The following is a 13,072-nucleotide window of genomic DNA, read 5'->3' on the forward strand; positions in this document are numbered from 1 at the left end:
AATGACGGCCAGCGGCCGTCACTACCCAGCCCGTCAGAACGTGAAGTTCAGGCTGACCCAGACGCTGCGGGCTTTGTCCTTGTTGTTATAGTCATCCTCGAACAGCACTTCGTTGGTGCCATCGGCATAGGCGCCGTTGCCGTCCAGGTCGGTGAAGGTCGCCTGGTAGGTGGTGAAGTCGCGGTCGAGCAGATTGTTGATGCGCGCGTTCACCGTCAGCCATTCGGTGGCCTCGTACGAGGCACCCAGGTGCAGCACGGTGTAATCCTTGTAGTACAGCGGCTGGCTGGTGATGGCGCTGACCCCGCGGTAGCGCTTGGATCGCATCTCACCGGTCAGGAACACGTTGAAGCGCTCGCTGGCCTGCCAGTCGAAGGTGGCGTTGGCCATGTGCTTGGCGCTGTTGCCCAGCGGCAAGCCCTTCTCCGCGCCGCTCTTCTGTTCGCTGTCGGTATAGGTGTAGTTGGCGCGCAGTGCGAAGCGTTCGCTGATCTTCCAGCGGCCGGCCACTTCCGCGCCCTGGATCACCACCTCGTCGATGTTCACCGTGCGCGAGCTGCTGGCATAGCCCAGTTCGGCGTATTCGCCGCTGCTGGTGCAGGCCTGCGCGAACCCGGGGCCGCACGGCTGTGAGGCGATCTTGTCGTCGAATCTGTTGTGGAACACGGTGGCATTGGCGCTGCGGCCCTGCGGGTGCTGCCAGTACACCGCCAGCTCGGTGCTGGTGCTGGTTTCCGGCTGCAGGTCCGGGTTGCCGTACATCGGCGAAGTGCCCTGGCCGCCGAAGCCGGTCACCCCGTCATACAGCTGGGTGGTCTTGGGGGTCTTGAAGCCGGTGCTGACACCGCCCTTGACGGTCCACGCATCGTTGAACGTGTACACGCCATACAGGCGCGGACTCAGGTGGTTGCCGAACACCTCATGGTCGTCGAAACGCAGGCCGTAGGTGAGCGCGAACGGTGCGGTGATGTTCCAGGTGTCTTCGGCGAACACCGAATACATGTTGTGGTCCTGCACCTGCCCCGGATTGCCGCTTTCCATGCCGAATACACCGTCGGTCAGCTCACCGCGGATGATCTGCGCACCCACCACCGCGATATGTTCGCCCGCGGCCTGGAACGGAATATCCAGCTTGGCATCCAGCGTGTACTGGGCGCTTTCCAGCGTGCGCTTGGGGCGCGGCAGGAAGGCGGCTTCGGCGGCAGCGCGACGCTGGGCTTCGGTCTGGCCGACGTAGGCGCCGGTGCCGTTGAGCATCTGCAGCAGCTGGCGGCGTTCGTCCACGGTGAACGGCATGGTGCGGCCGTCGTTGTTGGTGGCCACGTGGGCCAGCGACACCAGGCTGCGGCCGAAGCTCCAGTCGCCTTCATGGGTCAGCGCCCACGCATCGCGGGTGAACTCCTGGCTGGCGCTGTAGCCGACGCGTGGATCGGCGCGCGTGCAGTTGCGGCGAGTGATGCAGGTGGTGGTGTTACCGCGCCAGATCGAGGCGATGCCATCGACGGTGCCGACCGGGTATTCCTCCACGCCGGCGTCGTTGATCTTGATCGAGTTGTCGTATTCCTGACGCGAGGTGTCGAAGTCCAGGGTGATGCGCTGGGCATCGGTGGCATTCCATTCCAGGCTGACACCGCCGGATTTATTGGTGTTGTCCACGGTCTTGCCGCCGGCACCGAAGCCGAGCGGGCGGGTGTGCTCCACCCCGGCTGGATCGGTGGATGGCGAGTACACCGGATTGGAGGCCTTGCGGTCATACCAGCTGGCACGCGCGCTGAGGTTCAACACGCCAGGCACCAGCGGCCCGGTGATGTAGGCATCGACGGTGCTGTCATCGCCGAACTGGTCATCGGTTTCGAAGGTGCGGCCGACGGTGGCCGAGCCGTGCCAGCTGTCCAGCGCGCGCTTGGTGATCACGTTGATCACACCGCCCATCGCGTCGGCACCGTACAGCGTGGATGCCGGGCCGCGGATCACTTCGATGCGTTCGATCGCATCCAGCGGCGGGATGTGGTTGAACTGGTTGCCGCCGAAGTTGTTCGGGTAGATGTCGCCATGGTTGTTCTGGCGGCGGCCGTTGATCAGCAGCAGCGTGTAGTCCGAGCCCATGCCACGCATCGACACCGAGCCCTGCCCGGTCTTGTCGCGGGTCTCGCCGACGTCCACGCCTTCCAGGTCACGCACCGCATCCAGCAGGGTCATGTACGGGCGCTTGGCCAGCTCCTCGCGGGTGATGACCGAGATGCTGGCCGGTGCATCGGTGATCTTCTGTTCGAAGCCGGACGCGGTGACCACCACCTGGTCCAGGGTGCGCGGCGCGGCGACTTCGGCGAAGGCCGGTGCAGCCAGGGCGCACAGCAGGGCGCTGGACAGGACAGTACGGGAAACGGACGAACGCAGACGATGGCGCTGGGCCATGGCAGTAACTCCAAAGGGTGCTGGAAAGCGCCGCAGCCAACGCCGGTGGCACGCTGCAGGACGGTAGGGCCCGGTCCGGGCCACAGGTGACGGATGCGAATAAAGCGATCAACGTGCGCGCCCGGAAGCGGGCGAACGCGGAAGGTGGATCAGGCCAGCGGGGGCGCCTGGCCGCGTTGCTGGCGGCGTCCGGGCGCATCGGCGCGCGGCGGCCGTGCGCTGGCATGGCGCCAGTCGCGGGAAACATCAGCGCTTTCGCTCGGGGCGTGCGCCAACCGCATCCAGCCAAGCAGGGCGAAGGTGTAGGCCGTGTTCGGCGTGGCGTGCGTAGTCGGGGCGTCCTCGCCCAGCGATACCCGGCGCAGCTTGGCCGGTGCCTGTTCGTGCAGCGGCAGTTCGCCGCCGCCACGTTCTTCCACCGGCAGCGGGGCCTGCAGCACGGCCGACGGCGCATGCCGATCGGCGCTCAGTGTGAGCAGCGGCAGCGAGCCCAGCAGCAACGCCAGCATCGCCACCCACGCCAGCAGGCTGGCCAGCGCGGGACGCTGGCCGCGCATGGCGGCGCCGAGCTGATGATGGCGGTGCGGATGACGCAAGGATGGGCCCCGGGTAGTGGCCGCCAGCGGAGCGCGGCGTGCACGGGGCGTGATTGTAGTGAGAGTCGTTTGCCGTTGCAAATGAGAACGGTTTGCGACATCTTCAATAAGGGGGCGGGCGGCGGGTCAGACCTCGCTCCAGCGTCGCAGAAGGTTGTGGTACACCCCGCTCAGCTGCAGCACGGCGGCGGCATCGGCCTGGCTCTGTCGCAGCCGTTCGATGGAGGTGTCCATCTCCCACAGCAGGCGCCGCTGGGCGTCATCGCGGACCATGCTCTGCACCCAGAAAAACGAGGCGATGCGCGTCCCGAGGGTGACCGGATTCACCTGATGCAGGCTGCTGGAGGGATACAGGATCAGGTCCCCGGCGGGCAGTTTCACTTCATGCTCGCCGTAGGTATCGCTGATGACCAGCTCGCCCCCGTCGTAGGCCTCCGGCGCTGAAAGGAACAGGGTGCACGACACGTCCGAACGCAGGTGTCCCTGCGCGCCATGGGCCATCACCGCGCCATCGACATGGAACCCGTAGGTGCCGCCGCCCTGGTAACGGTTGAAGCGCGGCGGCAGGATCTTCAATGGCAATGCAGCGGCAAAGAACAGCGGGTTGCGCTGCAGGGCCGCCAGCACCTTCTCGCCCAACTGCGCTTTCAGCGGCGATCCATCGGGCAGCTGCTGGTTGCGCTTGACCTGTGCGCCCTGGCGGCCCACGGTCTCGCGGCCGTCGGTCCACTCGGCCTGATCCAGCGGCCCCTGCAGCTGGCCGAGTTCCTGAGCGGTGAGCACGTTGGGAATATGCAGCAGCATGATGTTCGTCCGATAAGGGAAAGGGCGCGGGAAGCACTGGGCTTCCCGCGCCGTCGGCTCAGAAGCGGAAGTCCGCGCTGAGCAGGAACGTACGCGGGGTGCCCGGGGTGTAACGGTAGCCGCTCTTGTTGATCGCAGCCACGTACTGCTTGTCGAACACGTTGTACGCGTTCAAGCGCAGCACCAGCGCCTCGTTCACCGCATACGAAAGCACCGCGTCATACACCGTGTACGACTTGGTGAACGAGGGCGTGCCGACCGCGCCATCGGTGCCACGGTGCATGGCACTGCTGAAGCGCACGCCGCCGCCCAGCGTCAGCCCGAACGGCAGCTCATACGTGCTCCATGCAGTGAAGGCGTCGTCGGGGGTGTAGGTCAGGTTGCTGGTACCGTCGGCGGCCACGTTGGCGCCTTCCTTGACCTCGGTGTCCAGGTGGCTGTAACCGGCCGACAGCGACCAGTTGTCGGTGATGCGGCCCACGGCGGACAGCTCCACGCCCTTGACCCGCTTGCTGCCGGTCTGGGTCGGGTTGCCGGCGTCATCCAGCACCTGGGTGTTGATCTCGTTCTCCACGTCGGTCTGGAAGATCGCCACGTTCAGTGCCAGCGCATCATCGAGGAAGGCCCACTTGCTGCCGACTTCGAAGGTCTTCGCTTCCTGCGGATCCAGGCGCGGGTTGTCCAGGCTGCTGGCCGAACTGCTGAGCGCGAAATTGCTGCCGCCCGGCGGCTGCTGCGACAGCGCGTAGTTGGCATAGATGCTGGCCGTATCGCCGGCCTTGTAGAGCACGCCGAGCTTCCAGTTGAGCAGCGTGTCCGATGCTTCCAGCGTTGGCGTGTCCAGTACCGTGCCGACCGGGTTGGTGCCACAGACCGGACCCGCACGGCCGCCGCACACCACCGAACTGGCATACCGGGTGTCGTAGTGGTCGGCGCGCACGCCGGCGGTCAGCAGCAGGCTTTCGCCCAGGTGCAGGGTGTCGAATAGGTAGGCCGACCAGGTGGTGGTCCGCCCATGCGCATCGGCGCCGTTGTGCGCCCAGGCCAGGCCGCCGGCGTTCCAGTCCGGGGTGTACAGGTTCGCGGCCGGCCAGCTGCTGCCGCCGGTGACGGCCTGGCCGAAGCTGTCCATCTCTTCGCGGGTGAACTCCAGCCCGGTGCTCAGGTTGTGCGCGATGGCGCCGGTGGCGAAGTCGGCGCGCAGGTTGAGCTGGTCGGTCAGCAGGGTATTGCGCTGGTCCTTCAGCGTGGGCAGGCTGCGCGCGATGGTGTACGTGGACAGGTCATTGCGGTCGGTGTAACGGATGTTGCCCGTCGGTGCGCCGTTGGCGGCGCGGGTGCCGGTGCCCATGAACGCAGTCAGCAGGTAGTCCTGTTCGGTGCGGCCCCAGCGCGCGGTGTTGGTCAGGCGCACCGCATCGTTGAAATCATGTTCGATGCGGAAGGTGGCCATCTTCGCGGTGACATCGTCATGGTCGGCGCGCGTACCGTAGAAGTTCTGCGGATCCACCGGATGGCCGGCCAGCGCTTCCAGGGTGGGCTGCGGGATCCAGCCGGGCAGGCCGAGGGTGGGCACGCCGCCATCGGGCACGTTGTCCTGGTCCACGTACAGCAGGTTGAGCACATAGCGGGTGTCGGTGCCCAGGCCGAACGCCAGCGACGGCGCGATGCCCCAACGCGAATTATTGACGTGGTCGCGGCCGGGCTGGTCGCTGTCCTGCCACATGGCATTCAGGCGCAGCGCGCTGGTGGCCCCCAGGGCCTGGTTCCAGTCAGCCGTGGCGCGGCGCTGCTGGTCGCTGCCCAGGCTGGCCGTGCCGGACACTTCATCGTGCAACGTGGCCTGCTTGCTGACCATGTTGATCGCACCGGTGGGTGCCGAGCGTCCGTTGTCGGTGCCGGCAGGGCCCTTGGTGATTTCCACCTGTTCGGTGTTGAACACATCGCGCGAGATGGAGCCCAGGTCGCGCACGCCATCCACGAACAGGCTGCTGGAGGTGTCGAAGCCGCGCATGTACAGCGCATCACCGCTGGCGGTGTTGCCGTTCTCGCCGACGAAGAAGGTGCCCACGCCCGGGCTGTTGCGCAGCGCTTCGGTGAGGGTAGTGGCGCCCTGCTGGTTGAACAGGTCGGCCGTGATCACTTGGATGGTCTGCGGGGTGTCCTGCAGCGACTGGGTGAACTTCGGCGAGGCGACTTTGTCGGCCTTGTAGCCGCGGGTGGCATGCACGTCCACCTTGTCCAGCGTGCGTGCGCCGTCGTCGGTTTCGGCGAAGGCCAGCGAGGGCAGGGCGGCCAGGCCGAGGCCCGCAGCGAGGCTGGCGGTGGCCAGCGGCAGGGGACGGAACGCGGAGGCGTGCTTGCGGCTTTTGATCGGATTCATGGCAGGACTTCAGTAATGGCGGGTAGCGACCCGCCAGGCGACGACTGGGCAACGCGTGGCCATCGGCCGGCGGCGTGCGAAAGAAAGCATGGGCGGCGCCGCAGGGCGACGGCCGTCAGGTCAGGGGCGGAGGCGCCTGGCCCAGCGGGCGACGTGGCGGTTGCGCATGGAAGGCCAGCGCCTCATCGGGCGCCTGCGCGTTCTGTGGCGGGCTTCGCAGCAGGCCGGTAGCCGCGTTCGGATTGCCGCCAGACGGCTTGCTGCGCCCGGGCTCGGATTCCACTTCGGCGGTTGTCACAGCCTGTTCGAAAGGCAATCCCTGATGTGGCACCGGGCTGTCGGAACGTAGCGTGGCCCTGTGCCCACCGGCGTGCACCGGGGAGGGGCCGGAGCTGGCGGGTTGCCAAAGCAGCAGCACCATCAACACCGCCCACGCCATCCATTTCCCCTGACCGAGAAGGGCGGAGGAGGGCGCAGGTGGTGGCAGGCCAGCATTCACGCAGCGTGGATCCAGTTACACAGTGTTACAAATCGTAGCAGTAACGCGAACCATTCGCATGTGCCGTTGCAGTCAGCGGAGCATCGGGTCACGGCTCCGGTCAGGAAAACCTTGAAACACCGTACTGATACGGCGCATCCCGGCAGCACAGGGCATCCCGTCAAAGAATCTGCAGGGCGAGGGCATCTAGCCTCTCCCACGCCAATTCCGGCTTTAATGGTCAATTCGCATGCAGTTTCCACTTGACAGAGGGGACATCTCGACAGTCCCTGAATCCGCCAGCGCTGCCGTCCTGGATCCCCGCGCCATCGGCAGGTTGGCCCGTCGTGCTATGGCCGACATGGGCGAAGGCATCGCTTACGGCGACAAGGTGGTGTTGCAGCCTCACGATGACGAACTGGGGATGCTGCTGGGTCGGTCCGCTGCTGAATCCTGTCCGGGCAACCAGCGGCTGAACTGGAAATTGAATGCCTTGGTGAGTGCGAATGCCAGGTACTGCGCGGTCAAGATCGTCGGCTCCAATGCCTGCAACCACGCCTTGGGCCTGCCGCGTTCGCAGTCGCAACTGATCCTGTACGACAAACTGACCATGACCCCGCTGGCCCAGTTCGACGGCACGGCCGTGTCCGCCCGAAGAACGGGAGCTTACGCCTCGATCGCGGTCGACCTGCTGCTCGCCCACAGGGAGCGGTTGTCCATCTGCCTGTACGGCGCGGGGCCGATCGCCGATTGCGTAGTCGATGATCTCCACGCTCACCACGCCCACCGGGTCAACCGGATTCATGTGTGCAGCCGCCGTCCGCCGAGCGCACAGGCTTTCGCTGCCGCAGCAGCTGCGCGCACCGGGCTGGATGTCCGTAGCGGCGACGATGATCCGGGGCACGTCGATCTGGTAATCACCGCCACCAACGCCGGAAGTCCCATCGTACCCGTCGACAGGTTGCACCCAGGCGTAGCCGTGCTGCACCTTGGCGGTGACGAGCTGCCGGTGTCCTTCATCGAAGAAGTGCTGGCGCGAGGCACGGTGATCTGCGACGACGTGGCCAGCGTGTGCCATCGCAACTCGCAGAGCCTGCCGCTCTACTTCTCGCGGCAGAACCTGCGCCTGTCCGATCTAGGCGGCTTGTTCAGGATACGCAGCCTGCACGACCGCACGCTCCGCCACGGCACCGCGTTGGCGCGGCCCGCATTGATGACGTGCGTAGGGCTGCCCGTGCTGGATCTCTACCTGGCCCAGTGGTTGTACGAGCAGGGTACCGCCTGCGCGGGTACGGCACCCACCATGGCGCCGCCGCTGCCCTCCGGCCGTGTCTAATCGCGGTCGTCCCGCGTCCACACTGCGTCGTGCTCGCGCTTCACCGGGAATTTCGGCGCAGGGCTGTAGGCGGGTGCGCACAGGGCGCGCCCGTCGCGCACATCGAAGCGGGCACCATGCAGGACGCATTCGATGCTGCCCTCTGCGGTATTGAACTCACCGGAGGACAGTTCGAACTCTTCATGGGTGCACTGGTCTTCCAGCGCATACAGCTCGCCGTCCAGGTTGAACACTACGATCGGCGTACCGGTGACCTCGTCGAACACGCTTTTCATCTCGCCGGGCAGCAGGTCGGTGCTGGCGCAGACGAAGGTCCAGGCAGCACTCATCGCGCCGGCTCCTGCAGGTGCTTTTCCAGGATCTCGAACTGCAGGTCATCGCGCTTGGGAATGCCAAACCGCTCGTCACCATACGGGAAAGGCTTCTTGATGCCGGTGCGGCGATAGCCACGGCGCTCGTAGAAGGCGATCAGCTCCTCGCGAATGTCGATCACGGTCATCAGCATGCTGGCCAAGCCCCATTCGCGCACGCCATGCGCCTCTGCTTCGGCAATGACCTGCTTGCCCAGGCCACTGCCCTGCTCGGTGGGCGCCACGGCGAACATGCCGAAGTAGCCGTGCTCACCGCCGTCGGCGACGTGGGCGCAGGCCACCAGCTGGCCAGCGCGTTCGGCGAGCAGGATGGTGGAGCGCTGGCGCGCGATGTCGGCCTGCAGCCCTTCGGCGTCGATGCGTGCGCCATCCAGCATGTCGGCTTCGGTGGTCCACCCGGCGCGGCTGGCATCGCCGCGGTAGGCCGAAGTGACAAGTTCGATGAGGGCAGGAATGTCGGCCGGCGTGGCGGCACGGAAGGTCAGCGTGGTCATGTCGCCATTCTAGCGAGGCCGTGCGGACTGCAGCAAAAAGATGGGGTCAGAGTCAGGGGTCAGAGTCAGGGGTCAGAGTCCTTTTGCGGCGAGAGAAGGAATCTGACCCCTGACTCTGACCCCTATCCTACGCATGTCACTGGCAGGCCGGATAGCCAGCCTTGGCTGCTTGCTGGGATGCTTCAGCCATGCCTCGCAGACCCCGAGTATCCGCGCCTGGACTACCGCTGCACCTCGTGCAGCGAGGTAATGACCGCCAGTGTTGTTTCAGGAGCGACGCGGATTGTTTCCGGTATCTTTCGATGCTGCGCCGTGCGGCATCGTTGACTGGATGCGTTCTACACGCCTATGTCCTGATGTCCAATCACGTGCACCTATTGCTGACGCCACAGACCGCGGGTGCCGCGTCACGGCTCATGCAGCACCTCGGTCGCCGCTACGTGCGGTACTTCAACGATGCGCATGTCCGATCCGGGACCCTTTGGGAAGGCAGGTTTCACGCGTCGCTGGTGGGCGATGATGCCTACGTCCTCGCCTGCTATCGGTACATCGAACTCAATCCGGTCCGGGCGGGAATGGTGGATCATCCCGCGCGCTACAGGTGGTCCAGCTATGCCTGCAATGCGCTGGGTATGCGCGCGGGAGAAGTCGTACCGCACGCGACCTATATCGCCTTGGGCCCAGACGCGAGCGCGCGGCAACAGCGGTATGTGTCTTTCGTGGAATCGACGATGCCGGAGGGGCAGATCGGGGAAATTCGCCGTTCGCTGCAGCGTCAGCGGCCCCTCACCAAAGCAAAAAAAGGGGTCAAAAAAGGGGTCAGAGTCAGGGGTCAGAGTCCTTTTGCCGTCAGCAAAAGGACTCTGACCCCTGACTCTGACCCCTTCTTCTCAACCCAGCAGCCTGCGGACCTTGTTCAAGGCCACGACGAAGCGTTCGATTTCTTCGTGCGTGTTGTAGAACGCCAGCGAGGCGCGGCAGGTCGCGGCGACGCCGTAGTACTGCAGCAGCGGATGCGCGCAATGCTGGCCCGAACGGATCGCCACGCCTTCCAGGTCCAGCAGGGTGGCCAGGTCGTGGGCGTGTGCGCCATCGATCAGGAAAGACACCACGGCCGCTTTTTCCGGCGCCGTGCCGAAGATGCGCAGGCCGTCGATCTTCTGCAGTTCTTCGGTGAAATGCGCCAGCAGTTCGGCCTCGCGTGCTTCCACGTGGGCCAGGCCCAGCGATTCCAGGTAATCCACCGCCACGCCCAGGCCGATGAAGCCGGCGATGTTCGGCGTGCCGGCTTCGAACTTGTGCGGGGCATCGTTGAACACGGTGCCGTCGAAGCTGACTTCCTTGATCATTTCGCCACCGCCGAGGAACGGCGGCATGGCATCCAGGTGCTCGCGGCGTGCCCACAGCGCGCCGGTGCCTGTCGGGCCGCACATCTTGTGGCCGGTGATGGCATAGAAATCACAGCCGATCGCCGCCACGTCCACCTTGCGGTGCGGCACCGCCTGCGAGCCGTCGACCACGGTGACGATGCCGCGCTTGCGGGCTTCACGGCAGATCTCGCGCACCGGATTGACCGTGCCCAGCACGTTGGAGACGTGCGCCACGGCCAGCAGCTTGACCTCGGTGGTCATGGCGCGGCGCAGGGCGTCCAGGTCCAGCGAGCCATCCGGGCTGATCTCGGCCACGCGGACGGTGGCGCCGGTGCGTTCGGCCACCAGCTGCCACGGCACGATGTTGGCGTGGTGTTCCATGCGCGACACCAGGATGACGTCGCCGGCCTTCAGCCGCGGCAGCGCCCACGAATAGGCCACCAGGTTCAGCGCGAAGGTGGTGCCGCTGCACAGCACCAGCTCGCTGGCGCGCACGTTGAGGAAGCGGGCAAGCTTGTTGCGTGCACCTTCGTAGGCATCGGTGGCTTCGGTGCCGAGTGCATGCACCGCACGGCTGACATTGGCGTTGTAGCGGCGGTAGAACTCATCCACCGCACCGATCACCTGCACCGGCTTCTGGCCGGTGTTGGCGTTGTCGAAGTAGACCAGCGGCTTGCCGTGCACCTCGCGCATCAGCAGCGGGAAGTCCTGCCGCACGCGGTCCCAGTCCGGGGCGGCGCCGGTTTCGGCCTGCGGGCGCGGCGTGGACAGGTTCATGCCACGCCTGCCTCGGACAGGGCGCGGTCCAGCCGGCGACCCAGCTGCTCGCGCAACGCGTCCGGGAGGATCTTCAGCGGCTCGTGGCAGAACGCCGCGCTCAACAGGGCTTGTGCCTGCTCCTGCGGCAACCCGCGCGAACGCAGGTAGAACAGCGCATTGGCATCGAGCTGGCCGACGGTGGCGCCGTGCGCGGCCTTGACCTCTTCGGCGTCGATCACCAGCGTTGGCTGGGTATCGATCTCGGCGTCGGCCGACAGCAGCAGGTTCTTGTTGGACAGGTTGGCGTCGGTGCCGTCGGCCCCTTCGCGGATGTGGATGCCACCGTGGAAGACCACGCGGCTGCGGTTGGCGGCCACGCCGCGCCACAGCAGCTCGCAGCGGGTGTCACGCGCGATGTGCTCGATGCCCAGGCGAGTGTCCACGTGGCGGCGGCCGGTGCCCAGCAGCACGCCATTGGCGGTCAGCTGTGCGTTGTCGCCTTCCAGCCGTACGTTGAGCTCATGGCGGCTCAGCGCGGCGCCCAGTTCCAGGTCCACGCGGTGGTACTGCGCATCGCGTGCCAGCACCGCATCGGTGCGCAGGAAGCTGGTCTGGCGGGTGCTGCCGGCCTGCAGGCGGGCGTGCTTGAGCACGGCCTCGCGGGCAAGGTGGACATGCACCACGCTGTTGTCAAGGTGGGCGCCATCGCCGGCCTGCAGGTGGTGTTCGACGATGCCCAGGCTGGCCCCGGCACGGAGCTCGATCAGCGATCGATGGTGCCAGGCCAGGTCGCTGCCGGTGGCCACGCTGGCGAAGACCAGCTGCAGCGGCACGTCCACCTGCACGCCTTCGTCCACGCGCAGCACCACGCCTTCATCGGCCAGTGCGGCGTTGAGGCGGGCGAAGATCTCATCGCTGCGCTCATAGCGGCGGGCCAGCACGCGCGCGCCTGCTTCGTCGGCGGCCAACGCGGCCGACAGCGGTTCCAGCTGCACGCCGGCCGGCAGGCCGTGGGTGTCGCTCAGGCCATCGTGCAGGCGACCGTTGACGAACACCAGGCGCGGGGCGGGAATGTCATCGAGAAGGGCGACATCCAGCGCCGGCGGGGCCAGCGGAGCGGCGGCGAAGCTGCGACGTTCCAGTTGGCGCAGCGAGGTGTACTTCCACGCTTCGCTGCGTGGGCCCGGCAGGCCGTCGCGCAGCGCGGCGTCCAGCACGTCGCGGCGCGTGTCGCTGCCGCAGAACGTGGCGGCCAATGAATCCAGCAATGCGCTCATCAGACCGCTGCCTCCGGCACCACGCGGTTTTTCAGGAAGTCATAACCATGCTCTTCCAGCTGCAGCGCCAGCTCCGGTCCACCGGACTGCACGATGCGGCCGTCGGCCAGCACGTGCACGAAATCCGGCTTGATGTAGTCCAGCAGGCGCTGGTAATGGGTGATGACCAGGAACGAGCGTTCCGGGCTGCGCAGTGCGTTGACGCCGTCGGCGACGCTCTTCAGCGCATCGATGTCCAGGCCGGAATCGGTCTCGTCCAGGATCGCCAGCTTGGGTTCCAGCACGGCCAGCTGGAAGATCTCGTTGCGCTTCTTCTCACCGCCGGAGAACCCTTCGTTGACGCCACGATGCAGCAGTTCGTCCTTCAGGTGCAGCACGGCCAGCTTCTGCCGCACCAGCTTCAGGAACTGCATCGAATCCAGTTCCTCCTGGCCGCGCGCCCGGCGCTGGGCGTTCAGCGCGGCACGCAGGAAATAGGTGTTGTTGACGCCGGGGATTTCCACCGGGTACTGGAAGGCCAGGAACAGGCCGGCGGCCGCGCGTTCTTCCGGCGACAACTGCAGCAGGTCGGCGTCTTCGAACTGCACGCTGCCTTCGCTCACGTCGTAGCCTTCACGGCCGGACAGCACGTTGCCCAGCGTGGACTTGCCGGCACCGTTGGGGCCCATGATGGCGTGCACCTGGCCGGGCTTCACGTCCAGCGACAGGCCCTTGAGGATTTCCTTGTCGCCGATGCGTGCGTGGAGGTTGTCGATCTTCAGCATGGTGGGGGGGTTCCGTGGTGCGGGC

General features: G+C 66.2%; 11 protein-coding genes and 1 pseudogene. 2 read left to right on the forward strand and 10 right to left on the reverse strand.

What is annotated here, in order from left to right; genetic code table 11:
• Positions 1-33: 33 nt before the first annotated feature.
• From SOM47_RS04950 to SOM47_RS04970, 5 genes are all read right to left on the reverse strand, one after another.
• On the reverse strand, positions 34-2,415 hold the full coding sequence (locus SOM47_RS04950) for a TonB-dependent receptor domain-containing protein (protein WP_320504920.1): 2,382 nt from the start codon (positions 2,413-2,415) through the stop codon (positions 34-36).
• A gap of 149 nt (positions 2,416-2,564) precedes the next feature.
• Positions 2,565-3,011, reverse strand: a complete 447-nt coding sequence (locus tag SOM47_RS04955; protein WP_320504921.1) for a hypothetical protein — start codon at positions 3,009-3,011, stop codon at positions 2,565-2,567.
• Between the two features lie 126 nt (positions 3,012-3,137).
• Entirely contained in the window at positions 3,138-3,815 is a 678-nt protein-coding gene (locus SOM47_RS04960; RefSeq protein WP_042615120.1) for a Fe2+-dependent dioxygenase, read from the reverse strand.
• 58 nt (positions 3,816-3,873) lie between these two features.
• Positions 3,874-6,198, reverse strand: a complete 2,325-nt coding sequence (locus SOM47_RS04965; protein ID WP_042615119.1) for a catecholate siderophore receptor Fiu — start codon at positions 6,196-6,198, stop codon at positions 3,874-3,876.
• A gap of 115 nt (positions 6,199-6,313) precedes the next feature.
• Positions 6,314-6,496, reverse strand: coding sequence for a hypothetical protein (locus SOM47_RS04970; RefSeq protein ID WP_320504922.1), 183 nt, complete (start codon positions 6,494-6,496; stop codon positions 6,314-6,316).
• Between the two features lie 517 nt (positions 6,497-7,013).
• On the opposite strand from SOM47_RS04970, the gene SOM47_RS04975 reads away from it, so the two are divergent.
• Positions 7,014-8,012 (forward strand): hypothetical protein, encoded by a 999-nt coding sequence (locus tag SOM47_RS04975; RefSeq protein ID WP_320504923.1) that lies wholly within the window; start codon positions 7,014-7,016, stop codon positions 8,010-8,012.
• Here the strand turns inward: SOM47_RS04975 and SOM47_RS04980 are convergent.
• Positions 8,009-8,341: a non-heme iron oxygenase ferredoxin subunit gene (locus SOM47_RS04980; RefSeq protein WP_042615118.1), complete on the reverse strand. Its 333-nt coding sequence runs from the start codon at positions 8,339-8,341 to the stop codon at positions 8,009-8,011. The genes SOM47_RS04975 and SOM47_RS04980 overlap by 4 nt on opposite strands.
• Positions 8,338-8,877, reverse strand: a complete 540-nt coding sequence (locus SOM47_RS04985) for a GNAT family N-acetyltransferase (RefSeq protein ID WP_320504924.1) — start codon at positions 8,875-8,877, stop codon at positions 8,338-8,340. The genes SOM47_RS04980 and SOM47_RS04985 overlap by 4 nt, the downstream gene beginning before the upstream one ends.
• A 188-nt stretch (positions 8,878-9,065) precedes the next feature.
• Here SOM47_RS04985 and SOM47_RS04990 point away from each other — a divergent pair.
• Positions 9,066-9,419, forward strand: a pseudogene (locus tag SOM47_RS04990) (transposase); the annotation flags it as partial.
• Positions 9,420-9,767: 348 nt separating this feature from the next.
• Here the strand turns inward: SOM47_RS04990 and SOM47_RS04995 are convergent.
• Genes SOM47_RS04995 through sufC form a run of 3 tightly spaced genes read right to left on the reverse strand, consistent with a single transcriptional unit; the run spans position 9,768 to position 13,047 of the window.
• Positions 9,768-11,024 carry a cysteine desulfurase gene (locus SOM47_RS04995; RefSeq protein ID WP_320504925.1) on the reverse strand — a complete coding sequence of 419 codons (1,257 nt, stop codon included), beginning with the start codon at positions 11,022-11,024 and terminating at the stop codon, positions 9,768-9,770.
• The gene (gene sufD / locus SOM47_RS05000) at positions 11,021-12,283 is read right to left on the reverse strand and encodes a Fe-S cluster assembly protein SufD (RefSeq protein ID WP_320504926.1); all 1,263 of its coding nucleotides are present in this window, start codon (positions 12,281-12,283) and stop codon (positions 11,021-11,023) included. The genes SOM47_RS04995 and sufD overlap by 4 nt, the downstream gene beginning before the upstream one ends.
• Positions 12,283-13,047 (reverse strand): Fe-S cluster assembly ATPase SufC, encoded by a 765-nt coding sequence (gene sufC / locus SOM47_RS05005; RefSeq protein ID WP_192083080.1) that lies wholly within the window; start codon positions 13,045-13,047, stop codon positions 12,283-12,285. Before sufC ends, sufD begins: the two co-directional genes overlap by 1 nt.
• Between the last annotated feature and the right edge of the window lie 25 nt (positions 13,048-13,072).

Source organism: Stenotrophomonas sp. CFBP8980, from assembly GCF_034046095.1.
Lineage (GTDB): Bacteria > Pseudomonadota > Gammaproteobacteria > Xanthomonadales > Xanthomonadaceae > Stenotrophomonas > Stenotrophomonas lacuserhaii.